This window comes from Nitrosospira multiformis ATCC 25196, assembly GCF_000196355.1.
GTDB lineage: Bacteria > Pseudomonadota > Gammaproteobacteria > Burkholderiales > Nitrosomonadaceae > Nitrosospira > Nitrosospira multiformis.
Genome location: NC_007614.1, coordinates 2,642,379 through 2,669,054 on the forward strand (window position 1 = coordinate 2,642,379; position 26,676 = coordinate 2,669,054).

Annotated in this window: 18 protein-coding genes and 2 tRNA genes; 4 read left to right on the forward strand and 16 right to left on the reverse strand. The window is 55.2% G+C overall.

The window, feature by feature from the left end:
* Positions 1–98 precede the first annotated feature (98 nt).
* The 3 genes from NMUL_RS12115 to NMUL_RS12125 all read right to left on the reverse strand — a co-directional run bounded on the left by NMUL_RS12115 (position 99) and on the right by NMUL_RS12125 (position 3,322).
* Entirely contained in the window at positions 99–1,343 is a 1,245-nt protein-coding gene (locus NMUL_RS12115; protein ID WP_011380155.1) for a methane monooxygenase/ammonia monooxygenase subunit B, read from the reverse strand.
* A complete protein-coding gene (locus NMUL_RS12120; protein ID WP_011380154.1) occupies positions 1,344–2,168 on the reverse strand; it encodes a methane monooxygenase/ammonia monooxygenase subunit A in 825 nt (274 codons plus the stop codon).
* Positions 2,169–2,491: 323 nt separating this feature from the next.
* Entirely contained in the window at positions 2,492–3,322 is an 831-nt protein-coding gene (locus NMUL_RS12125; protein WP_011379539.1) for a methane monooxygenase/ammonia monooxygenase subunit C, read from the reverse strand.
* Between the two features lie 653 nt (positions 3,323–3,975).
* On the opposite strand from NMUL_RS12125, the gene NMUL_RS12130 reads away from it, so the two are divergent.
* The 3 genes from NMUL_RS12130 to NMUL_RS12140 all read left to right on the forward strand — a co-directional run bounded on the left by NMUL_RS12130 (position 3,976) and on the right by NMUL_RS12140 (position 8,664).
* Positions 3,976–6,180: a primosomal protein N' gene (locus NMUL_RS12130; protein ID WP_011381621.1), complete on the forward strand. Its 2,205-nt coding sequence runs from the start codon at positions 3,976–3,978 to the stop codon at positions 6,178–6,180.
* A gap of 156 nt (positions 6,181–6,336) precedes the next feature.
* Positions 6,337–7,767 carry an argininosuccinate lyase gene (gene argH, locus NMUL_RS12135; protein ID WP_011381622.1) on the forward strand — a complete coding sequence of 477 codons (1,431 nt, stop codon included), beginning with the start codon at positions 6,337–6,339 and terminating at the stop codon, positions 7,765–7,767.
* Between the two features lie 12 nt (positions 7,768–7,779).
* The gene (locus NMUL_RS12140; RefSeq protein WP_011381623.1) at positions 7,780–8,664 is read left to right on the forward strand and encodes a fructosamine kinase family protein; all 885 of its coding nucleotides are present in this window, start codon (positions 7,780–7,782) and stop codon (positions 8,662–8,664) included.
* 17 nt (positions 8,665–8,681) lie between these two features.
* Here NMUL_RS12140 and NMUL_RS12145 read toward each other — a convergent pair whose 3' ends face one another.
* The 5 genes from NMUL_RS12145 to NMUL_RS12165 are packed head-to-tail and all read right to left on the reverse strand — an operon-like array spanning position 8,682 to position 17,148.
* The gene (locus NMUL_RS12145; protein WP_011381624.1) at positions 8,682–10,289 is read right to left on the reverse strand and encodes a peptide chain release factor 3; all 1,608 of its coding nucleotides are present in this window, start codon (positions 10,287–10,289) and stop codon (positions 8,682–8,684) included.
* A 17-nt stretch (positions 10,290–10,306) separates the two neighbouring features.
* Entirely contained in the window at positions 10,307–12,406 is a 2,100-nt protein-coding gene (locus NMUL_RS12150; protein ID WP_011381625.1) for an ABC transporter ATP-binding protein, read from the reverse strand.
* A complete protein-coding gene (locus tag NMUL_RS12155) occupies positions 12,403–13,905 on the reverse strand; it encodes an ABC transporter permease (RefSeq protein ID WP_011381626.1) in 1,503 nt (500 codons plus the stop codon). The genes NMUL_RS12150 and NMUL_RS12155 overlap by 4 nt, the downstream gene beginning before the upstream one ends.
* Positions 13,906–13,926: 21 nt before the next feature.
* Positions 13,927–14,904, reverse strand: a complete 978-nt coding sequence (locus NMUL_RS12160) for an ABC transporter permease (protein ID WP_011381627.1) — start codon at positions 14,902–14,904, stop codon at positions 13,927–13,929.
* A gap of 9 nt (positions 14,905–14,913) precedes the next feature.
* Positions 14,914–17,148: an ABC transporter substrate-binding protein gene (locus NMUL_RS12165; protein WP_041353259.1), complete on the reverse strand. Its 2,235-nt coding sequence runs from the start codon at positions 17,146–17,148 to the stop codon at positions 14,914–14,916.
* A 315-nt stretch (positions 17,149–17,463) separates the two neighbouring features.
* Between NMUL_RS12165 and NMUL_RS12170 the strand changes: the two genes are divergently transcribed.
* Entirely contained in the window at positions 17,464–18,246 is a 783-nt protein-coding gene (locus NMUL_RS12170; protein WP_011381629.1) for an enoyl-ACP reductase FabI, read from the forward strand.
* A gap of 13 nt (positions 18,247–18,259) precedes the next feature.
* Here NMUL_RS12170 and NMUL_RS12175 read toward each other — a convergent pair whose 3' ends face one another.
* The 8 genes from NMUL_RS12175 to tig form a co-directional block, all read right to left on the reverse strand.
* Positions 18,260–20,140, reverse strand: a complete 1,881-nt coding sequence (locus NMUL_RS12175) for a SurA N-terminal domain-containing protein (RefSeq protein ID WP_011381630.1) — start codon at positions 20,138–20,140, stop codon at positions 18,260–18,262.
* 59 nt (positions 20,141–20,199) lie between these two features.
* Positions 20,200–20,276: transfer RNA gene (locus tag NMUL_RS12180), tRNA-Asp, on the reverse strand.
* Positions 20,277–20,288: 12 nt separating this feature from the next.
* A tRNA-Val gene (locus tag NMUL_RS12185) sits at positions 20,289–20,364 on the reverse strand.
* A gap of 14 nt (positions 20,365–20,378) precedes the next feature.
* Positions 20,379–20,651 carry an HU family DNA-binding protein gene (locus NMUL_RS12190; RefSeq protein WP_011381631.1) on the reverse strand — a complete coding sequence of 91 codons (273 nt, stop codon included), beginning with the start codon at positions 20,649–20,651 and terminating at the stop codon, positions 20,379–20,381.
* A 163-nt stretch (positions 20,652–20,814) separates the two neighbouring features.
* Entirely contained in the window at positions 20,815–23,226 is a 2,412-nt protein-coding gene (gene lon / locus NMUL_RS12195) for an endopeptidase La (RefSeq protein WP_011381632.1), read from the reverse strand.
* Positions 23,227–23,319: 93 nt separating this feature from the next.
* Complete coding sequence (clpX, locus tag NMUL_RS12200; protein WP_011381633.1) at positions 23,320–24,597, reverse strand: ATP-dependent Clp protease ATP-binding subunit ClpX; 1,278 nt, start codon at positions 24,595–24,597, stop codon at positions 23,320–23,322.
* 67 nt (positions 24,598–24,664) lie between these two features.
* Positions 24,665–25,306: an ATP-dependent Clp endopeptidase proteolytic subunit ClpP gene (gene clpP / locus NMUL_RS12205; protein WP_011381634.1), complete on the reverse strand. Its 642-nt coding sequence runs from the start codon at positions 25,304–25,306 to the stop codon at positions 24,665–24,667.
* Between the two features lie 2 nt (positions 25,307–25,308).
* Complete coding sequence (gene tig, locus NMUL_RS12210; protein WP_011381635.1) at positions 25,309–26,616, reverse strand: trigger factor; 1,308 nt, start codon at positions 26,614–26,616, stop codon at positions 25,309–25,311.
* Positions 26,617–26,676 lie beyond the last annotated feature (60 nt).

Genomic DNA, 26,676 nt, shown 5'->3' on the forward strand with positions numbered 1-26,676 from the left:
GTCTTGGCCCGGTTTCTGCCCTGGTCGGGCAGGAGCCGGGCGGCTTTTTAGGATTGACCCGGGATTAGTCCTGTAGGGCTTGCCCCCGGGGTTTGTCCTTACAGCTTGGTGAAGACCGGGATGACCGCACCTGCGATGCTGTTGATGTTGCGATCGCCATCCTCGCTCCAGGTCATGAGAAGTCCGCCAAAGCGGCTTTCCGGGTCACCCAGGAGCGCCATCAGCCGTTGCACTTCCCACAGCGCGTCTTTCGCTTCCATCTTGACTTCGCGCGTCTCGCCAGGCTGGATCGGCGTCTCGTTGTCAAACGACAGACCGGTGGCCACCAGTTCCTTCGGATAGCCGCGGTCCAGGTGCTTCAAGCCAACCTTGTTGATGAAGCGCACGCCCGCAGTGGTGAATTCCCCGATGCGGTAGGGCTTGTCGCCGCTGTTGGTAACAGACATCGTTACCCGCAAGGCGCGTCCCGGCACGTCGTAGTTGGCGTGCGTGACCTTGATTGCGATCGGGTTGGGTTTCACCGGCAGCGGTTCAACCTTGGATTCGCCAGCCTGGATCGGCACCGTGTACGGGTGCTTGGTCTCGGTGTAGCGATAGCCGCCCCAGACGATGCCAAAGGTGAGTATCAGCACCACCCAGGCAACTTTCCGGTCCATGGGGTCGAGCAGGAGTTCGTCCCCGTAGGCCAGCAGCACCCGGCTTCTTGGCAGGAACATGGGCCGCGCCACATAGTAGCCGATCCAGAAAATGCCAAGGGACAGCCACAGGATGTGCCAGAAGATGCCGTTGCTGAAGTTGAAGGTCTCGGTGTCGATGGTCTCGCCCGTCAAGAGCTTCACCGGGTTGGTGAAGTCGTCCCAGCTGCCGGAGATGTTCATCCAGGCGGCAGGACCTGCAATCGGGCCTGCGTCCTTGATGTTGACCATGGCGTGCATGTGGTGGCGTCCGGGGATGCGCGCCTTCAACCTCACTTCAAAGGCGTAGTCGCGCCCAATCTCCATCGGTCCGGAGATGTAGGTCGGCTCGCCGTTGAGCTTGGTGCTAAGACGCACGAACACGGGGCTTGGGCTGCCTACGTTGAAGAAGGCGCGTCCAGGCTTGCCCACCGCGCGCGGCCAGTCTTCGGCCAGGTGGAATTTGCCGGTCATGGTGGCTATGTCGTTGACCTTGGTGGTCTCGGGGCCCCATTTCATGTCATACCACTGGATGGTACGCATGCGCAGGAACGGTTCCTGCGAGCGTTCCCCGTGGGCCGCCGCCGGCTGGATGTCGAGCGTCAGCGCCAGTCCCAGGGCGGCAAGGCTGCATACCCCGGCTATACTCTTCTTGAACAGGTTCTTCATTTATTTGATCCCCTCGGCAAAGCCTTCTTCGCCAAATGCTGTCACGTCGTTCTTCATGCTGACACGGCCGCGCGCGCCCTTGACATAGTAGAAGGCGGTGCAGTAGACCTTGCCAAAGTACCACCAGACGGTGAACATGAGCATGGAGACGAACGCGGAGAAGAAGGAGGCGATAACGGTGGTGTGACCGCCAAAGGTGCGCAGTGACCCTTGTTCGATCAGTCGCACGTACTCAGGGGTGCCGGTACGGACATACAGAAAGCCCGTGTAGTCGGCTACCGAGAGCAGCACGCCTTCTGCCACCAGCGGCAGGTGGGTCGGCCCGAAGATGGTCCAGTTGCCAGGATAGAACAACAAACCAAAGGCGCCGCCGCCAACCAGTGCCGTGATCATCCAGTTGCGCGTCAGAAGCAGGACGGTGTCCATCACCAGCGCGCCGGGAATCATGGTGGAGGGGAATACAAAGTTCATGGGGTAGTGCGACCACCAGTAGAAACCCCAGAAACGGGTCAGCCATTCACCCACCAGAAGGCACACGATGCACAGTGTGGCTCCAAACGGCAGGCGGTAGTTCACCCACAGGTAGTACATGATCGCGGCACAGTAGGTGATCCCTACAATCGGGGTTACCACAGGCCACCATTGCCGGTCCTTCCAGTCAAGCCAGAAGTCCCAGTCACCCGCCAGCAGCATGAAGTGCATGTGGTAGGTTCCAACCAGCAGGATGCATAGAATCGGGAAGTAAATCACGTCTATCATCCTGGACATCTTTACCGCTTCGGGCGGCATCTTCGCCGCCTTCAGTATTTCATCTGTTCTGCTCATCGCACCCTCCCTCAAATGTTACGCGACTAAAACATATCAATCGTTGCCGTGCTGCTCTACTGCTTGCCATCCTCGCAGTCCCTGATGACGTTGCCGCGAATTCCCGGGAACCTCGTGATTCAACAAGGGTCTACATGACTGTATAAATCCCTTGTCGCTTCCTTGTTGCTCCCGGATCCGGCGACTCCCTTCCCCTTTTGCTCCAGGTGCCGCCGCTTCGCATTGCTTGAGTCTGCCCGGCTGTGTTACCGCTGGCCGCATCGCTCTCCTGTTCGGAGGCGATGCGGCTATTGCTGCTTATGCGTGTGTCAGCGAGTCAGTCCTTAAAACGCCTTGTCGTACGGTACGATGCGGTTGTTGAGGATGACTTTGCTCTGGCCGTTCCAGACGACGTCCGTCAGGTTGGAGTAGCGCGTGATGATCTGCGCTGCAATCCCGCCTGCAAACAGCCCCGACCAGCCCAGAATCACGAAGCCCCAGTGCAGCGGTGCGCTGAACAGTTCTTCCATGAACCAGAAGGCGTGACCCCATTCGTTCAACCCTACGTTCGGCAGAATCATGAGCGGACCTGCAATCGCCATGACCAGCGGGAACGAGGTGCCGCGCGAATACAGCGGCAGACGCGTCATCGCATACAGGTAGCTTGCTATCCCGCAGACGATGTACATCGGGAAGGAGCCGTAGAACACCACTACGTGACTTGGCGTGAAGCTCGTGTCACGGATGATGACCTGGTGCCAGGAGGCGTCCTGTTCGGTAAAGAAGCTGCCGCCCCAGTACACGCCGAACAGATATACACCCAGCCACATCATCCAGTAGAAGTAGCGCTTGACTTCAAGCTTCGGATCAAGATTGTCCAGCTGCTCTTTCGTGTCCCGCGTCTTCCAGATCCAGCCCCAGGTGATCAGCGCAAACAGCGGCATCACGATCATGTGCACTCGCCACAATCCCATCCACACTTTCTCGAACTCAGGCTCCATCGAGTCCATCCCGTGCGAGTAGGCAAACGTGCGCTGGTACCAGATCCAGAATATCGCTACCGCCAGCATCGTGATCAGGCCAAACTTGTACCACTTCGAGTCATACCACAGCGACATGTCGTAGTCCCGGCCGCTCGTCTTGGCCGGGCTCGACGTTCCCATCGTTGTTGCCATTTTGCTTCCTCCTGCTATCTTGTTAATCAAGTACTGCCTTGCTTCCGGCAGCCGCTTCCTCCCTTGTCAACTCCGGCAGAAGCGCTTGCCCTTCATGCTTCCAACTTCCAACATCCGCTTGCTGCCGCTTCTCTACTGCACAAAACCCGGCGCGCAAGAACAAATTGTCGCTTACTTCCCAATACCGGCAGCACCAAACAGCCGCACCAGAACACCCAAATCCTTCCCTGGTACCACCTTTATTGCCGCTACCAGTACTTTACATACCCATAAGCCCGCAAAGACTACTCCCCGCCATACCCTTAAGTCAAGCAGTTTGTCAGAAGGCAAACAGGGTAAAATGCGCGATAATCTATTGATCCTTAGCTATACTAGGCATTACAAGGGCTGCAGCATATCTCGTGCCAGAAAAATTATTCATATAATATTCAATAAGTTGTATTGTTATCCCTATACTTTTTCTTGCTCATATGTAAGAAAACCCGACATCCCCTGAGGCTCGCAGAACCCGGATAGGAGAGGTATCAGCACGAAAAGCCTGTCATTCTTTACTGGCCAGTCTGTATCCATAATTTGTACATCCCGCAGGATTCGTATTTCATCCTGACCGCGTTTATCATACCCCTTTCCACCCCGATCACCGCTGATCTGGCATGTCCATCATTCGCGTTGCGCTTGATAAGCCTTTGAATACACTTTTCGATTATCTCGGCCCGGCAGGAGTAACAGAGCAGGATATCGGTTGTCGCGTATTCGTTCCCTTTGGAAAAAGTCGCATGACGGGGGTTATCATGGAGGTAGCCTCTTACTCCGACATTTCCCCGGACAAGATCAAGCAAGCCGGTCAGGTATTCCGCGATGTTCCACCCCTCCCCCCGGAGTTGCTCGATTTATTCCGTTTTTGCAGCGAGTATTACCACCACCCCCTGGGAGAAGTGGTAATGAATGGCCTACCAATCAGATTGCGCGGCAGTCAACCTTTTTTCATTCGCACGGCTCCCATCGTTTTTCAATATCGCCTCACGACGAAGGGTCGCGCTGTCGATATATCGGCCATTCCGGGTCGCAGCATCGCCAAACGTAGACTTCTGGTAAAGCTGAAGGAGTCCGGGATGATCGAAGATGGAGAGGCAAAGCAATTTTCCAGCCGAACCTCCGAGGCCATGAAGGAGTTCGTCGGTTTGCAATGGGTGGAAGAAATACCTCTTGCGCCCCCTGTGGTTTCGACGTCTCCGTCTCAAGAAACATCCCCGCTCCCCGTCCTGACCCCCGCGCAGAAAAATGCGATCGATGCAATAGTCCCGAAAATGGGGGAATTCCATACATGGCTATTGCATGGAGTGACGGGCAGCGGAAAAACGGAGATATACCTGCAATTGATTTCACTGCTGCTGCGCCAGGCACGACAGACGCTCGTCCTCGTCCCGGAGATCAACCTGACGCCACAATTGGAGCTCATCTTCCGCGCTCGCTTTCCCGGAGTAAGGCTGGTCAGCCTCCATAGCGGATTAAATCCCACTGAACGCGCCGAAGGATGGGTCCAGGCGCAGCATGGAGAAGCCGAAATAATACTGGGTACCCGGCTCGCTGTATTTACTCCGCTCCCAAGGCTGGGAATGATCATCGTGGATGAGGAGCACGATCTCTCATTCAAACAGCAGGAGGGTTTGCGCTACTCGGCGCGGGATGTCGCTGTCTTTCGTGCAAAGCGCGCCGGAATACCCATAGTATTGGGTTCGGCCACTCCGTCACTCGAAACCTATTACAACGCCATTACAGGACGCTATCTCCTGTTGCGCCTGCCCTCGCGCGCTCCCGACAATGCCTCCCTGCCCACGGTGCAGTATATCGATATCGGTAAAATAAAAACCCAGGAGGGCTTTTCCCCTCCGGTCATCGCCGCGCTGGAAAAAGGTCTGGCATCAAACCAGCAAAGCCTGGTTTTTATAAACCGTCGTGGTTACGCGCCAATTCTGCTATGCAGGGCATGCGGGTGGACAGCGCTCTGCCATCGCTGCTCTAGCCGTCTGGTTGTCCACTTGCGCGAAAAAAAACTGCGCTGTCACCATTGCGGCCATCAAGCGGAATTTCCCAGCCTCTGTCCGGAATGCGGGAATCAGGATATTGCTCCTTTTGGTCACGGCACACAACGAATCGAAGCTGCATTGACCCGGCTTTTTCCCGATGCCCGCATCGCCCGGATAGATCGCGACAGCACGAGGCGGAAAGATTCCTGGCAGCGGATATTGAAAGATATTCGTGAGCAACGCGTGGACATACTCGTAGGCACGCAGATTCTCGCGAAAGGACACGATTTTCCAAATCTATCGCTGGTCAGTATTCTGAATTCCGACGCCTCCCTGTTCAGCACCGATTTCCGCGCATCGGAGCGATTGTTTGCCCAATTGATGCAGGTAGCCGGACGCGCGGGCCGTTCAGGTACCCCGGGGGAAGTTTTGATTCAAACCCGGTTCCCCGATCACCCGCTCTACCGCGCCCTGTACCAGCACGATTACGACGCGCTTGCCCGGATTCTGCTGGAAGAGAGGAAAACCGCGCATTTCCCGCCATTCGTCTATCAGGCTCTATTACGGGCGGAGGCGCCGGCAATCGCTACCACACTCGCCTTTCTTGCCAAGGCGGCAACCTTGGCAAAAGCGCCACACCAGATTAAGGTATTTGATCCGGTTCCGGCCCAAATGGCGCGGCTGAAGGGAATGGAGCGCGCTTATCTGCTGGTGCAGTCAAGGTCCAGAAAGAAGCTGCAGGAATTCCTCGGGAACTGGCGCACGAAGCTCGACAGCCTTCCCAGCCATAAAGTGCGCTGGACGCTGGACATCGACCCGCTGGAATTCTAGGAATATCTGCATAGGGTTCCTCTGGAACATTCCCGAGGCAGGGCGGCGTCATGGGGACGGATGATTTGATTTATACTCGTCACTTTTTTCTGAAGCAACGATAGAAAGTGGTTTTTAAGGACCCCGGTCTTTGCAAGCCATTCCATCGGGAACATTATGACGGCCTCAAAAAGCACGGAAACCCTGCCCGGCGATAACACAAACACATGGTCAGGACGCTTTGATGAACCGGTTTCAGAACTGGTTCAGCGGTACACAGCGTCGGTCGGTTTCGACAAGCGACTGGCAGAGTACGATATCCAGGGATCTCTCGCACATGCGCGCATGCTCGCTGCGGGTGGCATTATCGGCCCTCACGACCTCGACGCAATCGAACGGGGCCTGAGCCAGATCCGGCAGGAAATCCAGGGTGGCGGATTTGTCTGGCAGTTGGCTCTGGAGGACGTTCATCTCAATATCGAGAAGCGTCTGACTGCGCTGATTGGTGACGCCGGGAAACGGCTGCACACGGCACGTTCCCGTAATGATCAAGTAGCGACGGACATACGGCTCTATTTGCGCGCCTCCATCGACCGGATTACCGCCCTGATCCATGCAATGCAGAAGGCGTTGCTGCATCTGGCGGAGCAGCATGTCGATACGGTGATGCCCGGCTTCACGCACCTGCAGGTCGCGCAACCCATCGTCTTCGGACACCATCTCATTGCCTATTTCGAAATGCTGAAACGCGACGTGGAGCGTCTGGCCGACTGCAGAAAGCGCGTGAACAAACTTCCACTGGGAGCAGCCGCGCTGGCAGGAACAAGCTATTCCGTCGATCGCGCGATGGTAGCGCAGGAACTGGGTTTCGAGGGTGTCTGCGAAAATTCGCTGGATGCCGTTTCCGATCGGGATTTTGCCATTGAATTCTGTGCAGCAGCAGCGCTGATCATGACGCATCTGTCGCGCCTGTCCGAGGAACTCATCTTGTGGATGAGTCCACCTTTCGGATTTATCGACCTGGCTGACCGCTTCTGTACGGGGTCATCCATCATGCCACAAAAGAAAAACCCGGATGTGCCCGAGCTGGTGCGCGGCAAAACCGGGCGTGTGAACGGACATCTGGTCGCGTTGCTGACTCTGATGAAGGCCCAGCCGCTCGCGTACAACAAGGATAACCAGGAAGACAAGGAGCCTTTGTTCGATACGGTAGATACATTGACTGACACGCTGCGCATTTATGCCGATATGATGGCAGGTATACGCGTCAAGGAGACTGCGATGCGGGAAGCGGCGAAGCGCGGGTACGCTACTGCTACCGATCTTGCCGATTATCTGACAAAAAAAGGATTGCCTTTCCGTGAAGCGCATGAAGCAGTGGCACAAGCAGTGCGCTTCGCCGAAAAGAACAACCGGGACTTAAGCGCGCTCACCCTGCCAGAGCTACAGCAATTCTCTCCGTTGATCGAGGACGATATCTTCACTGTGCTGACGCTGGAAGGGTCGTTAAATAGCCGCAATCACATTGGCGGTACTGCCCCGGTACAGGTTGCCGCCGCTATACGGCGGGCGAGAGAATGGCTATCCGCAACCCCAGCCGCGCAATAGTCTGAAGCAATTATGCAATCCTGGACAGAAATCGCGGTGCAAATCTCCCATTCCACCGGTACCCCTTTTACCATACAAACAGCTTCTCCCATGGGTGGCGGTTGCATCAGCCAGGCATATCGAATCGAAGGGAACGGCCAACGATTCTTCGTCAAGCTGAACAACCCGGAATGTCTTTCGATGTTTGAGGCGGAGGCCGCGGGGCTTCAGGAAATTCGTAATTCCCGCAGCCTACGTGCACCTGCGCCAGTATGCTGGAGCGGAAATACTTCCATTGCATGGCTGGTGCTGGAATATGTGGAGATGCATGCAGGTTCCAAAGAAGGTGCCCATGCGCTGGGAGAAGGATTGGCTACAATGCACCGTGTCTCTTCCGGGGAATTCGGGTGGACATGCAATAACACCATTGGAGCGACCCCCCAAATCAACGCACCTTCGTCCAGCTGGACCGATTTCTGGCGCAAGCACCGTTTAGGGTATCAACTGCAATTGGCGAAGGCCAATGGCTACTCGGGACGGCTGCAGACGCAGGGGGAGCGATTGATGGGGGAATTGGACCGCTTCTTTCCTGACGGACACCCTGTCGTGTCGCTCCTGCACGGCGACCTCTGGAGCGGCAACTACAATTTCGATGAAACGGGACAACCCGTCATATTTGATCCTGCCGTCTACTACGGAGACCGCGAAACCGATATTGCGATGACTGAACTGTTTGGCGGCTTTCCCGCCAGTTTTTATGCGGCTTACCGGTCCGCCTACCCGCTGGATCCGGGTTATGCAACCCGCAAAACCCTCTACAACCTGTATCACATACTGAACCATCTCAACCTGTTCGGCGGGGGATACCTCAGCCAAGCGGAGCAGATGATGGGTAGACTGCTGGCGGAAATCCGCTGAGGTCCGCTTCGGGGCTGTCAAACATCGACAGACTCCTGAAACACAAGCCCGGCGTGCTCGCGCATTTTGTGGAAACGAATGTGTTTCCAGTTTTCTTCGGCCACGCTGAGTTCCGCGCCAAAGGAGGCCAGGAATGTCGGTGCGCCCACGGCATCATAAGCGACGCGGTGGGCGTTGGTGTCGATGAAACGTTTGAGTTCGCGTGCATCCTCAGCGGTAATCCATCGCGCCAGCTGGTATTTCGCGGGAGCAAGACGTGCATCCACGCTGTATTCATACTTGAGGCGATGTGCGACAACGTCGAATTGTAAAGCTCCAACGGCGCCGAGCAGCAGCGCGCTGCCCAGGTGAGGCCTGAAAACCTGGATTGCACCCTCTTCGCCCAATTGCGCCAGCCCCAGTTTGAGCTGCTTGCTGCGCATGGGATCGGCGATTTCCACGGTCTGAAAGATTTCCGGCGCGAAAAATGGCAGACCGGTAAACTGCAAACGCTCTCCTTCTGTCAACGTATCCCCGAGTTGCAGTGTCCCATGATTGGGAATGCCAATGATATCTCCGGGATAGGCAACGTCGAGCAGGTCGCGCCGTTGGGAGAGAAAAGATACGACCCCGTTGGTACGAATATCCTTGTCGTTACGCGCAATTCTCAGGTTCATGCCGCGTTCGAACCGGCCGGAACAGATGCGAACGAAGGCGATACGATCCCGATGGGCTGGATTCATGTTGGCCTGAATCTTGAACACTACCCCCGTAAACCGGAGTTCATGCGGCTGGACATGACGCTGCAATGCGCTGCGTGAACCAGGGGGGGGGGCAAGACCTACCAGGGCATCCAGCACTTCACGGATGCCGAAGTTATTAATGGCCGAACCGAAAAAAACCGGAGTCTGGCGGCCTGCGAGAAACGCTTCCTGGTCGAATTCCGGTGAGGCGCCTCTTATCAGCTCGATTTCCTGCTGCAGATTCGCGGCCTGGTCTCCAAAACGTTCTGCCAACAGGGGGTTATCCAGGCCTTGGATGATCTCATCTTCATCGTCCAGCCTGTCAGAACCGGGATGAAAAACACGCATGTGATTGTGCCGCAGATCGAAGACGCCTTGAAAACCGCGCCCCATCCCCATGGGCCACGTAAACGGTACCGCTGCCATGCGCAGTGTTCGCTCGATCTCATCGATGAGATCGAGTGGCTCGCGCACTTCCCGGTCCATCTTGTTTACAAAAGTGATAATGGGGGTGTTACGCGCGCGGCACACTTCCAGCAAGCGCAACGTCTGGGCTTCCACGCCGTTGCCGGCATCGATCACCATGAGGGCGGCATCCACTGCGGTCAGCACCCGGTAAGTATCCTCCGAGAAATCCTGATGACCCGGCGTATCGAGCAGATTGATGACACAATCCCCATACTCCATCTGCATGACCGAGCTGGCAACCGAAATGCCCCGTTGCTTCTCGATCTCCATCCAGTCGGAGGTCGCGTGGCGGCTCGCCTTCCGCGCCTTGACGCTGCCGGCGATATGGATGGCGCCGGCAAATAACAGTAATTTTTCCGTGAGTGTCGTTTTACCGGCATCCGGGTGAGAAATTATGGCAAACGTGCGCCTGCGCGCCACTTCCTGACCAACCATTCGGGGTATTCCTTCTCTTATGCCTGTGTTTTACGGTCTGACTGCTCCTCGTCTTGAGGATAAAGATAGCAGTGTGCCGTATGCGTTGAACTGAATGTGCTTGCTGCCGGGTAGTTTTTATGGCAGACCGGCATGACATGGGAGCAACGGGGATGAAAATGGCAGCCCTGCGGCGGATTGGCGGGGGACGGAAGGTCGCCGTGCAGGCGAATAACCTTCCGCTTCGACTCCAGTTCGATAACGGGAACAGCGGATAACAATGCCTGCGTATAGGGATGGCGGGGACTGCCCAGAACTTCGTCCACTGTCCCGCGTTCCACTATCCTTCCCAGATACATGACCGCGATCTCATCCGCAATGTATTCGACCACTGAAATATTATGGGTGATGAACAGATAGGCCAGGCCCAGATTGCGCTGCAATTCCCTCAACAGATTTAAAATCTGAGCCTGTACCGACACATCCAGGGCACTGGTGGGCTCATCACATACGATCAGCTTCGGCTTGACGGCCAATGCGCGGGCAATGGCTATCCGCTGGCGCTGCCCGCCGGAGAATTCATGCGGGTAACGCCATTTGGTCTCTGCTGGCAGGCCGACACTTTCGAGTAGCCCGTCCACTCTTTTTTCCTTGCGTTCTTTTCCGTCATCTTCGACCCTGAGGGCGTTCATCCCCTCTTCGATAATATCGACAATGCGCATTCTGGGATTGAGTGAGGAATACGGATCCTGGAATATAAGCTGGAATTCGCCCCGCAGTCTCCTTAACCGGGTGCGCTCCAGGCCTACCAGTTCCATCCCGTTGTAGCGCACGCTGCCCGCTGTGGGAGGGATGAGTTGCAGCATGGCTTTTCCTGCCGTCGTCTTTCCGCAGCCGGATTCTCCCACCAGCGCCAACGTTCTGCCCCGATCAATCTTGAGGGATATTCCGTCGACTGCCTTGACGTACCCCCCTACACGCCTCATCAAGCCCTTGTGGATAGGGAAATAAACCTTCAGATCAGTAACGGATAAAAGGGAACCATCAGGCGTTGAGTGCTCCACTGCAGCGCCAGGGAATGATTCAAATTCTCTGCTTTCCGCATCCCGCGTTGCCGGCGCGCCTGCTTGCGCCGAAACCGCTGGTTTGACGATCTTCGATCCAAAATTCTGATTAAAGAGGTGACATCTTACCTGCTGCTCTCCGGTCAGCGCGGTCCATCCCGGCGCAACCTGATGACACAATTCCCAAGCCTGATCGCACCGGTCCGCAAAACGGCAGCCCACGAATTCCCGTGACAGGGAGGGAACGTTGCCCCTGATCGCATCCAGCCGATGACCCTGTTTGCGTCTGTCCCTGCCGGGCAAGGCAGCAAGGAGCTTACGGGAATAGGGATGCGCCGGGCCGCGAAAAAATGCCTCACGGCTCGCCGTCTCCACGATTTCCCCTGCATACATTACTCCCACCCGATGCGCCATTTCCGAAGCCACACCGAGATCGTGCGTAATCAGCAAAATTGCCATACCTTTCTGCTGCTGTAAACTACGCATGAGTTCCAGCACTTGTGCCTGAATGGTCACATCGAGCGCGGTGGTGGGCTCGTCGGCAATCAGAAGCTCTGGCTCCCCGGCCAGGGCCATGGCAATCATCATCCGTTGCTTCATTCCACCGGAAAACTGGAAAGGATATTCGTTCATGCGTCTTGCTGCATCTGGTATTCCTACCTGATCTAGAATTTCCACGATGCGTTTTTCTGCCGCTGGTCCCCGCAAATCGAAATGGCGCTGCAATACCTCGCCAATCTGCTGCGCCACGGTCATCACCGGATTGAGGCTTAGCATGGGCTCCTGAAAAATCATGCCAATGCGCTTCCCGCGCACATTGCGCATGGCTGCTTCGGGAAGCAGCAGAAGATCCTCCCCCCCCAGACAGACAGAACCGCCCACGATTTCGCCGGCTTCCGGCAACAGCCGCATTATCGAAAGCGCCGTGATGGATTTGCCACACCCCGATTCTCCAAGAAGTGCGAATGTTTCACCCTTCATGATCTGCAGCGTAAGCCCATCGACCGCCCAAACCGGTCGCGGCTCGGTGTGCAAAACCGTCTCTAGATTTTTGATTTGCAGGACAGAACTCATGACGGGAGAGAATCCTCCGAGGGAGAAGAGGATTTGGTCACCGGTTCTTCCCGATGCTTTTTACGGCGCCATGTTCGCGCCAGTGCGGCTAGAGTCTTCATCCTTGGATCGAACGCATTCTGTACCGCATCGGCAAAGAGATTTGCGCTCAGGACCAGCGCAAACATGAAGCTGAAGGCGGCAAACAGCGCCCACCACACCATGGGTTCCCGCGCCATTTCCAGGCGCGCGGCGTTGATCATGGTGCCAAAACTGATGGTTGAGGGATCAACACCCACTCCCACATAGGACAGTACAGCCTCTGCCAGCACCAGACCGCTGAAATCCATCACGGTGGTGATCAGCACGATGTGCATCACGTTGGGGATAATGTGGCGGCTGATGATGCGCCAGTGGGAAACACCGAATGCGGTGGCTGCCTGGATATATTCCATTTCGCGCAGCTTCAGGGTTTCGCCCCGCAGAAGCCGGCACAGGCCGGTCCAGCTTGTAACCCCCAATATGATGCAGAGAAACAGCAAGCGGAGATCAGCACGCGCAGCGATTGTATCGAAGAGCTCAGGATGAGTCTCCATGTAAACCTGCATCATCAGCACCGTGGCAGCAATCAGCAGAACACCGGGAATCGAACTGAGCGTGGTGTACAGGTATTGAATCAAGTCATCTACCCAACCCCGGAAATAACCTGCGGCGACTCCGAGAAGCAGTGCAAAAGGAAGCATCATCAGTGTCGTGAGCGTTCCTATGAGCAGTCCGGTACGGATACTCTTGAGGGACTGGTAAAATACGTCCTGCCCCACCTTGTCAGTGCCAAGAATGTGGTAATCGCTGCACAATGCAAGAGCCGCGCCGCCAAGCAGCAATATCAGGGCAAGCGTCACAAATACCGCTCTCCACGGCACCGGAGTAATACCCCGCCAGATTGCGGAGAACGTGGATAAAAACCTTTCATTCCTGCGGTGCGCCACGAGCGCTATCACCGATGTCGCGATCAAGAACCAGAGCAGCAGGGCCAACCCCGTGCCTGCTGCAGCTCTGGTGGCAATATCGCCGGCGAGCTGAGCTTCCGGATCCTGCAGGTGCGCTCCGCCGAATTTCAGGCGGGGGAATTCGCGTACCTGCCCTCCATCCGGCAACTCCACGGTTTCGCGAGCGTAGAGATGCGTGGCGAAAGGCGCCGAATAGGTTGTCTCCACCTGCGTGCGCAGAGGCGTGCCAAGCAGGTCGAGCAGGCTCAGCACTTCGACTCCGTAAGCGGCTTCACTGCCGCCATTACCGTTTTGGATGGCGGGACGCAAATGTATCGTGTCGAGCAACCCGATAACGATAAAGAACATCAGTATGGTGAGAGCCGCCATGCCGCTTGCACTATGTCCGACGCGCCGCCAGGGGGCGAGAAGATGTTCATGGCGCCGCACCTGCCAGGCAAAGATAACGATTACGGCAATCAGAACGTAAACGAGCGCATCAGTCCACAGGATTACAGGTTTGAAAGACATGTCAACCTTGCCGGAATATTGTCATTCCAGCCTTATCCTCGGATCTACAAGCGTATAGGAAATGTCGGTCAATATCAGTCCGACGATATAGAGCAACGATCCCAGGAAAACCATCACGCGCACCACGGCAAAATCCTGAGAGTTGATCGCATCGATGGTATAGCTGCCCAACCCCGGAATGCCGAAAAATGATTCCACGATCAGGCTTCCCAGAAACAGCAGGGGAATTACCACAACGGCACCGGTAAGAATTGGAATCAGGGCGTTCTGCAGCACATGCCGGAACAGCACGGCGCTTTCCGGCAGACCCTTGGCACGGGCAGTACGCACGTAGTCCTTGCCCATTTCCTCCAGAAAAAGTGTCCGGTACCAGCGCGTATTCGCGCCGGCGGCGCTGATGACGCCGATAATCACCGGCAGCACCAGGAACTTGGCCGAATCCAGCCCCTGGCTGTAACCCGATATGGGCACGAGATGCCACAATTTGCTGATCAGAAATTGCCCTCCGATAATATAGAACAGGCTTGATATGGACATTAGCGCGACGCATAGTACCACACCCCAAAAATCCACGTAGGTGGCCCGAAAAAATACCATCGTCAATGCGAAGGCGATATAAACGATGAGTCCCAGCACGAATACCGGAAGTGCAATAGCGAGACTGGGGAGCATGCGCGTCCTGATTTCGTAGGCGATATCGCGCCCGTCATCCGCGCGGCCGAAGCGGAACGCGAACATGGCGACGGATTTCTCGAAAAATATGGTACGGGTGATTTTCTCCAGGCCCTCCCGGGCGTTGTTGAACATCAGCGGCTGATCATAGCCGCGTTCCTGTTTCCACTTGGCGATGGCGTCCGGTGTAACACGCTTGATGCCAAGCTGCATGCGCGCCATGTCATCGGGCGTATTTACGACGAAAAACAAGGTGAAAGTAATCAGGTTTACGCCAACCAGGATGGGAATCGCATACAGGATGCGCCGGATGATGTAATTAAGCATCAGTCATCCCTACCCCTGCGCTTCCATTTTCAGCGCAACATCCGATATTCCTCTCCCTCGTTCCCTACGCCGGTAAACAAGCACGGCGGGAAGCAGACTTCCGGCAAGCACGGCCAGTCCTACAACCATCGGCCAGACTACTGGTTCATTCCATTCACGCCGCTTCTGCTCACGCAAAACGCCATCAATGCGCAGATATTTGGCATTGTTGTTTGACATCCTGTTCGGCTTTACGTTGCCATACCATGAGTGATACAGGCCATAATCCTTGGGATGATAGCCCCATAGCCAGGGTGCGTCATGACGCAGGATATTGACCATTCTATCGATGATTTTCTGGCGAGCGGGACCGTTCTCCATATTCTTCATTTGCTCGAACAACCGGTTATATTCGGAATTGGAGTAATTGGAAGCGTTCTCGCCTTCATGGTCTACCTTCTGCTGCGGGCCATGTAACAGGAACAGGAAATTCTCCGGATCGGGATAGTCGGCGTTCCAGCCCCACTCGAAAATCTGGGCATTACCCTTGCGGATCTTGTCCTGAAAGCGGTTGTAGTCCGTGCTGCGCACCACCAACTGGATGTTGAGTTTCTGAAATTGCTTGCGCATCCAGTCGAGACTGGATTTATCCTCCGCGCCGCGAGCCGTGACATCGAAATAAAGTACGAGGGGCGCGCCGGTTTTCGCGCTGATACCGTTGGGATAGCCTGCCTCTGCCAGTAATGCCTTGGCCACTTCGACGGATTTGCGGCGGGACCGTCCGTTTACCCACTCATAGACAACCGGGTTGATGCCTTCCTTACCCTCCCGGTGACCGGCAATGCCGGGAGCAATCGGACCTTGCGCGGGAATCCCACGCCCGTTGGCAAATATGGAGACATACTCCTCATAATCCACCGCAATGGAAATCGCCTGGCGCAACTTCCTGGCCGATTCGCGGCCATGCTTCCCCACCCCGCCGACGACCGGGTCGAGCATGTTGAAACCGACATAGTTTGTGGAAGCCGCAACAGCCGTTTCCAGCCGAATGCCCTGCTCCTTCATGGCTTCGGTTACGGTGGCTTCTCCCTGTCCTGTCAACTGCACGGCCTGGTCGAAACTGTCGGAACCGATATTCGATGAATCGTAGTAACCCTGCAGAAACTTGTTCCAGCGCGGAATGCTTTCCTTCTCCCGGCTATATACGATCTTTTCTATAAAAGGCAGGGGCTTGCCCGCATCTTTCAGCAACCCCGCTTCCACATCTCCTGGCATTCCATCGGCAGGATAGGTTTCGCCATGAAAATTGGGATTCCTTTCCAGGACCATTGTCCGATTGGGGTTATTTTCCGACAGCATATAAGGGCCGGTCCCGACGGGATACCAGTCGAGGTTGATATTTTTTTCTGCCAATCCTTTCTGACTGTAGAAGCGCTCAGCCTCCCAAGGAATAGGAGCGAAAAAAGGCATGGTGAGCCAGTACCTGAACTGGGGATATTTGCCCTTGATCTTGATGCGATAGGTATACCGGTCCACCACTTCGGCCCCCTCCAGGGGGTAACGCGCAAGATCCAGGTAATCCTCGCCGTCCTGCTCGCCTCCGCTCTGCTCCCCCTGCTCCCTGGACTGCTCTTTGGCCGCCATCTCGAGCATCGCCGCATATTCCTTGAGGCCCACGATGTAATCGGACATCAGGCCAAAAATGGGAGAGTGCAGCCGGGGATGAGCCAGCCGCTTGACCTGGAAAACGTAATCCGCAGCCGTGAGTTCCCGGGAGCCGGTTTGTGGAAAATCGCTCAACTTGTAAATGCCACGTACGTCCTCCTCGCCAAGCCGGTGATAAAGGAACTTTCCCTGTGAGTCCCTGGCAAAGGCCGGATGAGGTTGATAACGTATACCGGACTTGATTGAAATTTCATAAACGGTAAAGGCGATCTGAGCGGCGTCCACATTGTCGCCCAGGCGCGCGCCTTTTTCATCGAAATAATGCACCTCCGGCATTTTCGTCGCGGTAGCGGGAATCAATTCGTAGGGGCGTTTCAGGTAATGGTATTGCAGCGGCGGTTCATATATCTGCGCCGTAAAAAGAATCTCATTGGAACTGTAGGACTGCACGGGGTCCAGATGCTTGGGGCGTTCGGCAAAAGCTGCATAAAGTATATTTTTTTCCGCATCCGCGGCAGGATATGGACTGTTCCACGGGTTGCCGCTGCAGGCGCACACCAGAACAGCAAGGAATGCGGGAAGGAGGTGCGTGGCTGGCAAGGTTGGGGCCTTATTCAGAAATTGGGTAAACACAGGCTTGATGATACAGCGGCAATTCTTGATTCCTCATGGGCGGATTTTCGGCAAACCGTGTGATTCTACAAGCATGCAGCAGTTGAAGCTATAATGCCGGAGTTGGCCGGGCTCAGCGTGTATTTCAGTTCGATGCCATGCGTCACGTTATTTGCCGTGTACCTTGACCCTCAGTTTCTTCAAGAGTTCAAGCCGTGCGTGCGACTGCGAGACATCCGGATAAAACAGGGATGCAGTATTTCTATATTTCACATCATTACTCCAACGCCGCAAGGATATGACATGACATTTCTCGCCAACAAGCGCATTCTCGTCACGGGCCTTCTGACCAACCGTTCGATTGCATATGGCATCGCAAAGGCGATGCATCGCGAGGGCGCCCAGCTTGCCTTTACTTATCAAGGGGAAGGTGTGCGTGAACGGGTCGAAAAAGTCATTAAGGAATTTGACAGCGATTTGCTGTTTCCCTGTGATGTTTCAAAGGATGAGGAAATCGATCGATGTTTCGATGATCTCTCAAAACGCTGGGATGGCCTCGATGGCATCGTTCACTCCATTGCCTTTGCTCCACGCGAGGCGCTCAGCGGAGATTATCTTGAAACCGTAAACCGGGAGGCTTTTCGTATTGCCCACGATGTCAGTTCCTACAGTTTCGCTGCGCTGGCAAAAGCTGCCCTTCCGCTCATGCAGGGACGAAATGGCGCGCTTCTGACACTCTCCTATCTGGGTGCAGCAAGGGTGATGCCGAATTACAACGTCATGGGACTGGCCAAGGCAAGTCTCGAAGCCAACGTCCGCTTCATGGCTTCCAGCCTGGGTCCCAAGGGAATACGGGTCAATGCGATTTCGGCAGGGCCGATCAAAACCTTGGCTGCCGCGGGAATCGGCAACTTTGGAAAACTGCTGAGCTACACGGAGAAGGTCGCGCCGCTGCGGCGTAATGTATCGATCATGGATGTGGGCAATGTGGCCGCCTTTCTATGCAGTGATCTGGCAAGCGGCATAACAGGCGAAATTACCCATGTCGATGCCGGATTCAACACGATTGCCTTCGATACCCTCTAATCCCGGAGCATGCCTATTTCTCGAGGCTTTCACTCCTGACCGATACATCATACCTTTTCTTGATTCCATCCAGATAGGATGAAAACTCTTCCTGGGCGAACAACTGGCTCAGTTGACCTGCAAAAGTTTTTCGCTCCTCTGCGCTGGGCGGCCGTGACTCGATGACCCGGTCAACGCGAATCAGGGTAAAACCACCTTGGGCATTCGGCAGGCCTGAATAGGCCGGGAGATGATTTGTTTCAGCCCTGAAAATCGCCTGCACCGTCTCATTGTCAAAACCCTGGCGCTCCCTTCTGGAAACCTGCTGGCCGGGAGTCCATTTGATTGGGGCAGTCTTTCCCTGCTGCAGTTGCGCAAGCTGCTCCTTCCCTTCATTTATCGCCGCTCTGGAAGCCTCCTCCCGGGCGACCAACGCCGCGATTTTATCCCTCAATTCATCCACAGAAGGAGTAGCGGCCGGTTTGTAGTCCACCACTCTGGCCGAAACAAGCGTGTTGGAAGAAACTTCGATCGCCTCCGTGTTGCGTTTATCCTTGATCGCGTCTTCCGAAAATATTGCCTGAAGCAACCGTGCATTGTTGAGATAAGGTGGCTCATCCGAGTTCATCCGAATCCAGCCGCTCTCCTGTATGGTCAAGCCAAGACTTTCCGCGACCGGTTTCAGGCTATCGCTCTGCTCATACACCATGTTACTGAAGCTGTCCGCCATTTCACCAAACGTCTTTGCAGCTTTCTGTTTCCTGACTTCCTGTTCAACCTGCTTCTTCACTTCCTCGAGACTCGCCTGCTTTCCGCCTCTTGCCTCCGCGAGCAGGATGATATGAAATCCATGCTCAGTCTCCACGATATCGCTGATTTCACCCGGCTTCATCCGGAAAACCGCGTCTTCAAATGACTTCGTCATCATGTTGCGCGCGAAGAAACCGAGATCTCCCCCGGTCGGCGCCGAGCCCGGATCCTGGGAATGCTGTTTCGCCAATTCCGTAAAACGCTGCGGGGATTTTCTGACTTCGGCCAGCAGTTCCTCAGCTTTGGCGCGCGCTGTCGCGCGATCGGAAGCGGAGGCAGGGGCGCTTATGAGGATATGACTCGCGCGGCGTTCTTCGGGTTGTCCGAATTCGTGCTTGTGCTCCTCGTAATAGGCCAGCGCTTCATCCGCAGTTACCTGCGCCTTCTCGGCCAGCGCATCCATCGATAACACTACATACTCGACCCGCGCCTGCTCCGGCACCTGGAATTCAGCCTTATGCGCCTCATAGTAGGCTCTGATGGCGTCATTACCCGGTTTGACATTCGCCAGAAACTGCTCCGGTTGGATTTGAACAACCCTCACTTCACGCTTTTCGTCACCCAGGCGCAGGATTCTTTCCGCCACTGAATGGGAAATAAACGCATTTTTGGAGAAAGGATCAACCAGTTGCTGTCGCATTAAATCCTGACGCAGGCGTGCTTCAAAAGCACGCGCGTTCATTCCCTGGTTCCGCAGCCATTCTTCATAGCGCTGCTTCGAAAAATTTCCGTCTTCCTGAAATAAATCGATGTTCTGGATCATCTCGATCAGCTGGGCGTCGGCTACCCCTAGTCCAACGCGAGATGCCTCCTGCCGCAGCAAGCGCTGCTGGATCAGTCCTTCCAGGATGGCCGCTCTCACTTCGGGCTTTTCCAGCAGCGCCGGGCTGAAATTCTCTCCCAGGGTGGCGCGCATATTCTCCTGCTGGTTGCGCAGCGCCTGCTCAAATTCCTGGCGGGAAATTTTTTCTCCTGCGGCAAGCGCAACATGGTCACCTGCATCCGCATTGCGATAGGATTCCACACCCCAGAAAACGAACGGTAACGTGGCAAGTCCCAGGATGATCTGAACGATGCGTCTTTTCTTGTTGACGAAATCAAACATGGAATGACGGAAAACGAATAAAAAAGGCGAACTCGCGTTCGCCCTGATGGAAACAGATATGGCGGAGTGGACGGGACTCGAACCCGCGACCCCCGGCGTGACAGGCCGGTATTCTAACCAACTGAACTACCACTCCAATAAATCTAACTGGTGGGTGCTGACGGGGTCGAACCGCCGACATTCGCCTTGTAAGGGCGACGCTCTACCAACTGAGCTAAGCACCCCCGCCGATAAGCCGCTAGTTTACTGCATCCTTGAGCGCCTTGCCAGCAATGAATTTAGGAACCTTGGTAGATTCGATGGTGATAGCAGCGCCTGTACGGGGGTTGCGGCCGGTGCGGGCGGCACGTGTGCCTACCTTGAACGTTCCAAATCCCACCAGTGTTACACTTTGCCCTTTCTTGAGAGCGGCTTTGATCGCTTCCAGCGCACCGTCCAGCGCATTTCCCGCCGAAGCTTTGGAAATGTCCGATGATTTCGCGATGGCATCGATGAGTTCAGCTTTATTCACGTGATTCCCCTTTCATTATTGTTAAGAGAGTAAAAACCCTGCAAACGTTTTATATCAAGCGGCTTGTGCCTGGTCAAGCCATTGTCAAAATATTTCCACTTCGCTTTATAAGACCCTTGCAAGCCATTACTCCCCATCACTCTGTACGGAGTCTTTGACGAACCTAGTGCTTGATGACCGCCGGCGTCACATCGCCTTCCACCGCAACAGGAGAGGGAACGGATGAAGGAGCGGCCGGAAGCGGTTCCGGTTTGGATTCCAGGGCCAGATCCAGCACCTGATCTATCCATTTGACCGGATGAATATCCAGCTTGTTTTTGATATTCTCCGGGATTTCGTTCAGATCCTTAACGTTATCCTCGGGAATCAGCACAGTCTTTATGCCGCCGCGATGCGCGGCGAGCAGTTTTTCCTTGAGTCCGCCAATCGCCAGCACCTCACCGCGAAGTGTGATCTCACCGGTCATCGCGACAGTTGCGCGGGCCGGAATGTTGGTCAACGCCGACACCATCGCCACGCAGATACCTATACCGGCACTGGGACCGTCTTTCGGGGTCGCACCCTCCGGCAGATGGATATGGATGTCGTTCTTCTGGTAAAAATCATCCGCGATACCCAGAGCCCTTGAGCGGCTGCGAACCACCGACAGGGCAGCCTGGACAGATTCCTGCATGACCTCGCCCAGTTTGCCGGTCGTGATGGATTTACCCTTACCCGGCAATACGACGGCCTCGATCGTCAGCAATTCCCCCCCGACCTCGGTCCAGGCGAGGCCCGTCACTTGGCCGATCTGGTTCTTTTCCTCCGCGACACCGTAGGTATAGCGCCTTACACCGAGATATTTGTCCAGGTTCCTCCCGGTGACGGTAATCCGTTTCTGCCCGCCTTTCAGCAGCAACGCCTTGACCACTTTACGGCATATTTTGGAAATTTCCCGCTCCATCGCCCGCACGCCCGCTTCACGGGTGTAATAGCGCGTGATATCCCGCAGGGCTGACTCCGAGACGGTCAGTTCATTTTCCTTCAAACCGTGATTTTTCATCTGTTTCGGCAACAGATAGCGTGTCGCGATGTTGAGTTTTTCATCCTCGGTATAGCCGGACAGCCGGATCACTTCCATGCGATCCAGCAGCGGCGCAGGGATGTTCAACGTATTCGCAGTCGCGACGAACATGACGTCCGACAGATCGTACTCAACCTCGACATAGTGATCGACGAACGAATTATTCTGCTCGGGATCCAGCACTTCCAGGAGCGCAGAGGACGGATCACCCCGAAAATCCATGCCCATCTTGTCCACCTCGTCCAGCAGGAACAAGGGGTTCTTCACACCCACTTTCGCCATGTTCTGCAGAATCTTGCCAGGCATGGAACCGATATAGGTGCGGCGATGACCACGTACCTCTGCTTCATCCCTGACGCCGCCGAGCGACATGCGGACGAACTTCCGGTTGGTAGCCCGGGCGATCGATTGCCCCAATGAAGTCTTCCCTACCCCGGGCGGCCCCACCAGGCAGAGGATGGGCGCTTTCAACTTATCCACGCGCTGCTGTACCGCCAGATACTCGACAATCCGTTCCTTGACTTTTTCCAGGCCGTAGTGATCCTGCTCGAGCACGGCTTCCGCAACGCTGAGGTCTTTGCTTATCTTGCTTTTCTTCTTCCATGGCAGGGCCACCAGCGCATCAATATAATTACGCACGACAGTGGCTTCTGCCGACATGGGCGACATCAACCGCAGTTTTTTCAACTCCGATTCCGCCTTGGCACGCGCCTCCTTGGACATCTGGGCGTTTTTGATCTTCTTGTCCATCTCTTCCAGATCAGCGCCTTCCTCGCCTTCACCCAATTCCTTCTGGATGGCCTTCACCTGCTCATTGAGATAGTAATCCCGCTGGCTTTTTTCCATCTGCCGCTTTACACGACCACGAATACGCTTTTCCACCTGAAGTATGTCAAGCTCGGTTTCCAGCAGACCAAGCAGGTGTTCCAGGCGCTTCGGCACGTCGAAAATTTCCAGCACTTCCTGCTTCTGCTCAAGCTTCAAGGGCAGGTGTGCGGCGATGGTATCAGCCAGACGACCTGCTTCGTCTATGCCGCTGAGCGAAGTCAGGATCTCCGGGGGAATCTTCTTGTTCAGCTTCACGTACTGGTCGAACTGGGCCAGCATGGCGCGGCGCATCGCCTCCACCTCATGGTTGTCCACGGCATCGGGCGGCAGCAATGCTGCGTCGCCGGCGAAGTACGTACCGTCGTCAACCACTTTCACGATGCGAGCGCGGCGACCGCCTTCCACCAATACTTTCACGGTACCGTCTGGCAGCTTGAGCATTTGCAGCAGGTTTGCAACGCTGCATACCCCGTACAAATCTTCGGGAGCCGGCTCGTCCTTGGCAGCAAATTTCTGCGCCACAAGCAAAATGCTCTTGCCGGACTCCATCGCTATTTCCAGTGCCTTGATGGACTTGGGCCGGCCGACAAACAGGGGAATCACCATGTGCGGAAAAACCACCACATCGCGCAATGGCAACAAAGGTAATGAAATCTGATTTTGATCGTTCATGGGAGAGGACATATCGGCTCACCTATAAAGAAACAAACAATAGTTATGGGGGCGCCGTAAAGAAATTCAAGGCAACGACGGCAATGTCGAAACATGAAACCCGGACTAGCAGCTCTTCGCCACTTTCGGTTTGTCCGAATAGATCAGAATGGGTTTGATATCCCCATTGACAGAAGTGTGGTCAATTACCACTTTGGCAACATTCTCCAGTGATGGCAGATCAAACATCGTATCGAGCAGCGCAGCTTCAAGAATGGAACGTAAACCTCGCGCACCGGTCTTTCGCACCAGCGCCTTGCGGGCAATCGCTTTAAGCGCCTGCTCCCGGAATTCGAGATCGATGCCCCCTTCCATGTGAAACATTTTCTGATACTGCTTGATGAGCGCATTCCTGGGTTCGGTCAGGATTTGAATCAACGCGGCCTCGTCAAGTTCCTCAAGGGTTGCAACAACAGGTAATCGGCCGACGAATTCCGGAATCAGGCCATACTTCACCAGATCCTCGGGCTCGACCCCGCGCAGTACAGCGCCAAAATCCTTGCGGTTATCCTGGCTTCTTACACTGGCGCTGAAGCCTATCCCGCCCTTCTCAGAGCGGGCGCGTATGATTTTCTCCAGGCCATCAAAAGCGCCCCCGCAAATGAAAAGAATATTGGTGGTATCGACTTGCACGAACTCCTGGTTGGGATGCTTTCTCCCCCCCTGCGGCGGCACGGACGCAACCGTGCCCTCGATCAGCTTGAGCAGTGCCTGCTGTACGCCCTCACCCGAGACATCGCGCGTGATGGATGGATTATCTGACTTGCGCGAAATCTTGTCGATTTCGTCTATGTAGACAATGCCTTGCTGCGCCTTTTCCGCGTCGTAGTTACATTTCTGCAGCAATTTCTGGATGATGTTTTCAACATCCTCGCCGACATAACCCGCCTCGGTCAGGGTGGTCGCATCCGCCATGACAAAAGGCACATCCAGCAAACGTGCCAGCGTCTGGGCAAGCAGCGTCTTGCCTGAACCCGTGGGGCCAATCAGCAGGATGTTGCTCTTCGCCAGCTCGATCTCATCCGGATCAGCGGATTTTGCAAGCGTTCTCAGACGCTTGTAGTGATTATAGACCGCTACCGACAGAATTTTCTTCGCCTGCTCCTGGCCGATCACGTATTGATCCAGGATCTGTCGAATTTCATGGGGGACAGGCAGGTCCGACTTTGCGAGCTTGGCCGCCTCCACACCCTGTATTTCCTCACGAATGATATCGTTGCACAACTCGATACATTCGTCGCATATGAATACCGAAGGACCGGCGATCAGCTTCTTTACCTCATGCTGGCTCTTACCACAAAAGGAACAATAAAGCAGTTTTTCTCCGCCAGTTTTCTCTGACATAGTTTTATCCCGCATTATCCGAGCTGAATGGCTCGTGACTGATTACAAGCTCTCCCGAAGTCAAACTTCAACCGGCGCCCTCTCCCCTCGAGGTCAGTACAGCGTCCACCAGGCCGTATTTCACCGAGTCCTCCGCCCCCAGAAAGTTATCCCGGTCGGTATCTCTTTCAATGGTTTCCATACTCTGACCGGTGTGTTTTGACAGTAGCTCATTCAATCGGTTCTTCAGATACAGGATTTCCCGGGCGTGAATCTCGATATCGGATGCCTGCCCCTGGAATCCTCCCAGCGGCTGGTGAATCATCACACGGGAGTTGGGCAGGCAAAACCGCTTCCCTTTCGCTCCGGCTGCCAGAAGCAGCGATCCCATGCTGGCCGCCTGCCCTATGCAAAGCGTGCTGACGTCGGGCTTGATGAATTGCATGGTATCGTAGACCGCCATTCCCGCGGAAACCAGGCCCCCGGGCGAATTTATGTAAAAATGAATATCCTTGTCCGCATTTTCCGATTCGAGAAACAGGAGTTGCGCGACAATCAGGTTGGCAGACGCTTCGGTAACAGGTCCCACAAGAAATATGACCCGCTCCCGCAGCAACCGCGAATAAATATCGTATGCGCGCTCGCCCCGCCCGCTGGTTTCAATCACCATCGGGATCAAACCCAAATCCTGCGGTTCGTGATTACGCTGCTTCCACTCGAATCGTTGCATGTTTATGATCTTCCCATCAATTCATCCAGCGGCATCGGCTTGCCAGTAACGACAGCCTTCTCCAGCACCCATGTCACCACGTTATCCTCCAGCGCTGCCGACTCAGCCTCCCTCAGCCGCTCAGGCGCCGCATAGTGCCAACTGACTACTTCGGCCGGATTCTCGTAGGCTTGCGCGAGATCTTCCACCACTGCACGCACCTGCTCCGGTTTGGGGTGCAAGTTGTGCATTTTTACCAGTTCCCCCAGAATCAGGCCCAGCTTCACCCGATGTTGCGCCCGCTCCTGGAGCATATCGTGCGGCAGGGAGAAATTCTTTGTATCCAGGCCGCGTGAAGCAAAATCATTGCGCGCATCCTCCATCAGGCGGTCCAGTTCCATTTCCACCAGCGCTTTGGGAGGATCAATGTTACTGGTCGTATCGATAAGGACTTGCATTACCTGCTCCTTGAGCCTCGCGTTTACGCGTTTGGCCGCCTCGCGTTCAAGATTCGCCCGGATTTCGCTGCGCATCTTTTCAACATCGCCCTCGGCAATCCCGAGGGAAGTGGCAAAATCAGCATTCACTTCCGGCAGTTTCGAAGATTCCACGCCGCTGAGCTTCACTTCAAATACGGCCGTTTTCCCTGCGACCTCCTTTCCATGATAGTCTGATGGAAAGGCAACTTCAAATGTTTTGCTCTGACCCGGACTCATGCCGAGCAGCGGTTCTTCGAAATCCTTGAGAAGCCTTCCTTCGCCCAGCACCAGACTGAAATTTTCAGCTTTGCCACCCGCAAACTCGGCACCGTCAATCAAGCCACGATAGTCGATATTGATTCGGTCGCCCGCCTGTGCCGGACGGTCCACAGGTTCAAACTCAACCCGCTGCTTGCGCAACACCTCGAGGGTTTTATCCACATCGGCAGGAGTAACCTCGACTACCGGACGTTCAATATGCGCGCCGCCAAGATCCCCAAGCGTGATATCCGGATAGACTTCGAAGGTCGCACTGAATTCAACCTGAGCAGTATCGCTTTCTGCCAGCTTGGGTTCGAAGCGCGGATAGCCCGCTACCCGCAGGTTATTCTCGCGCACGGCCTCGCTGAAATTCTTTTTCAGCACGTCTTCCATGACTTCCTGGCGAACCTGCGGACCATATTGCTGTGCGACAATTTTCAAGGGTACCTTGCCCGGCCGAAATCCGTGAAATTTTGCTGTTCGCGCCAGTCGCTTCAAGCGGCTCTCGACTTCCGTTTCGATTTTCTCCTGGGGAACTGAAACGTTAAGGCGGCGCTCGAGCGCACCAAGGTTTTCAACATTTGTCTGCATTAAATTTCCTGAGGATTGACAATATTATTTATCATGAAGGGGCCAGGGAAACCCGCTAGC

Excerpts from the sequence above, each read along its gene's own strand:
- clpX (WP_011381633.1), bottom strand. The coding sequence starts at position 24,597 with ATGTCAGAGAAAACTGGCGGAGAAAAACTGCTTTATTGTTCCTTTTGT.
- NMUL_RS12115 (WP_011380155.1), bottom strand. The coding sequence starts at position 1,343 with ATGAAGAACCTGTTCAAGAAGAGTATAGCCGGGGTATGCAGCCTTGCC.
- NMUL_RS12140 (WP_011381623.1), top strand. The coding sequence starts at position 7,780 with ATGCAATCCTGGACAGAAATCGCGGTGCAAATCTCCCATTCCACCGGT.
- NMUL_RS12120 (WP_011380154.1), bottom strand. The coding sequence starts at position 2,168 with ATGAGCAGAACAGATGAAATACTGAAGGCGGCGAAGATGCCGCCCGAA.
- clpP (WP_011381634.1), bottom strand. The coding sequence starts at position 25,306 with ATGCAACGATTCGAGTGGAAGCAGCGTAATCACGAACCGCAGGATTTG.
- tig (WP_011381635.1), bottom strand. The coding sequence starts at position 26,616 with ATGCAGACAAATGTTGAAAACCTTGGTGCGCTCGAGCGCCGCCTTAAC.
- lon (WP_011381632.1), bottom strand. The coding sequence starts at position 23,226 with ATGTCCTCTCCCATGAACGATCAAAATCAGATTTCATTACCTTTGTTG.
- NMUL_RS12145 (WP_011381624.1), bottom strand. The coding sequence starts at position 10,289 with ATGGTTGGTCAGGAAGTGGCGCGCAGGCGCACGTTTGCCATAATTTCT.
- NMUL_RS12160 (WP_011381627.1), bottom strand. The coding sequence starts at position 14,904 with ATGCTTAATTACATCATCCGGCGCATCCTGTATGCGATTCCCATCCTG.
- NMUL_RS12150 (WP_011381625.1), bottom strand. The coding sequence starts at position 12,406 with ATGAGTTCTGTCCTGCAAATCAAAAATCTAGAGACGGTTTTGCACACC.
- argH (WP_011381622.1), top strand. The coding sequence starts at position 6,337 with ATGACGGCCTCAAAAAGCACGGAAACCCTGCCCGGCGATAACACAAAC.
- NMUL_RS12130 (WP_011381621.1), top strand. The coding sequence starts at position 3,976 with ATGTCCATCATTCGCGTTGCGCTTGATAAGCCTTTGAATACACTTTTC.
- NMUL_RS12170 (WP_011381629.1), top strand. The coding sequence starts at position 17,464 with ATGACATTTCTCGCCAACAAGCGCATTCTCGTCACGGGCCTTCTGACC.
- NMUL_RS12125 (WP_011379539.1), bottom strand. The coding sequence starts at position 3,322 with ATGGCAACAACGATGGGAACGTCGAGCCCGGCCAAGACGAGCGGCCGG.
- NMUL_RS12155 (WP_011381626.1), bottom strand. The coding sequence starts at position 13,905 with ATGTCTTTCAAACCTGTAATCCTGTGGACTGATGCGCTCGTTTACGTT.
- NMUL_RS12175 (WP_011381630.1), bottom strand. The coding sequence starts at position 20,140 with ATGTTTGATTTCGTCAACAAGAAAAGACGCATCGTTCAGATCATCCTG.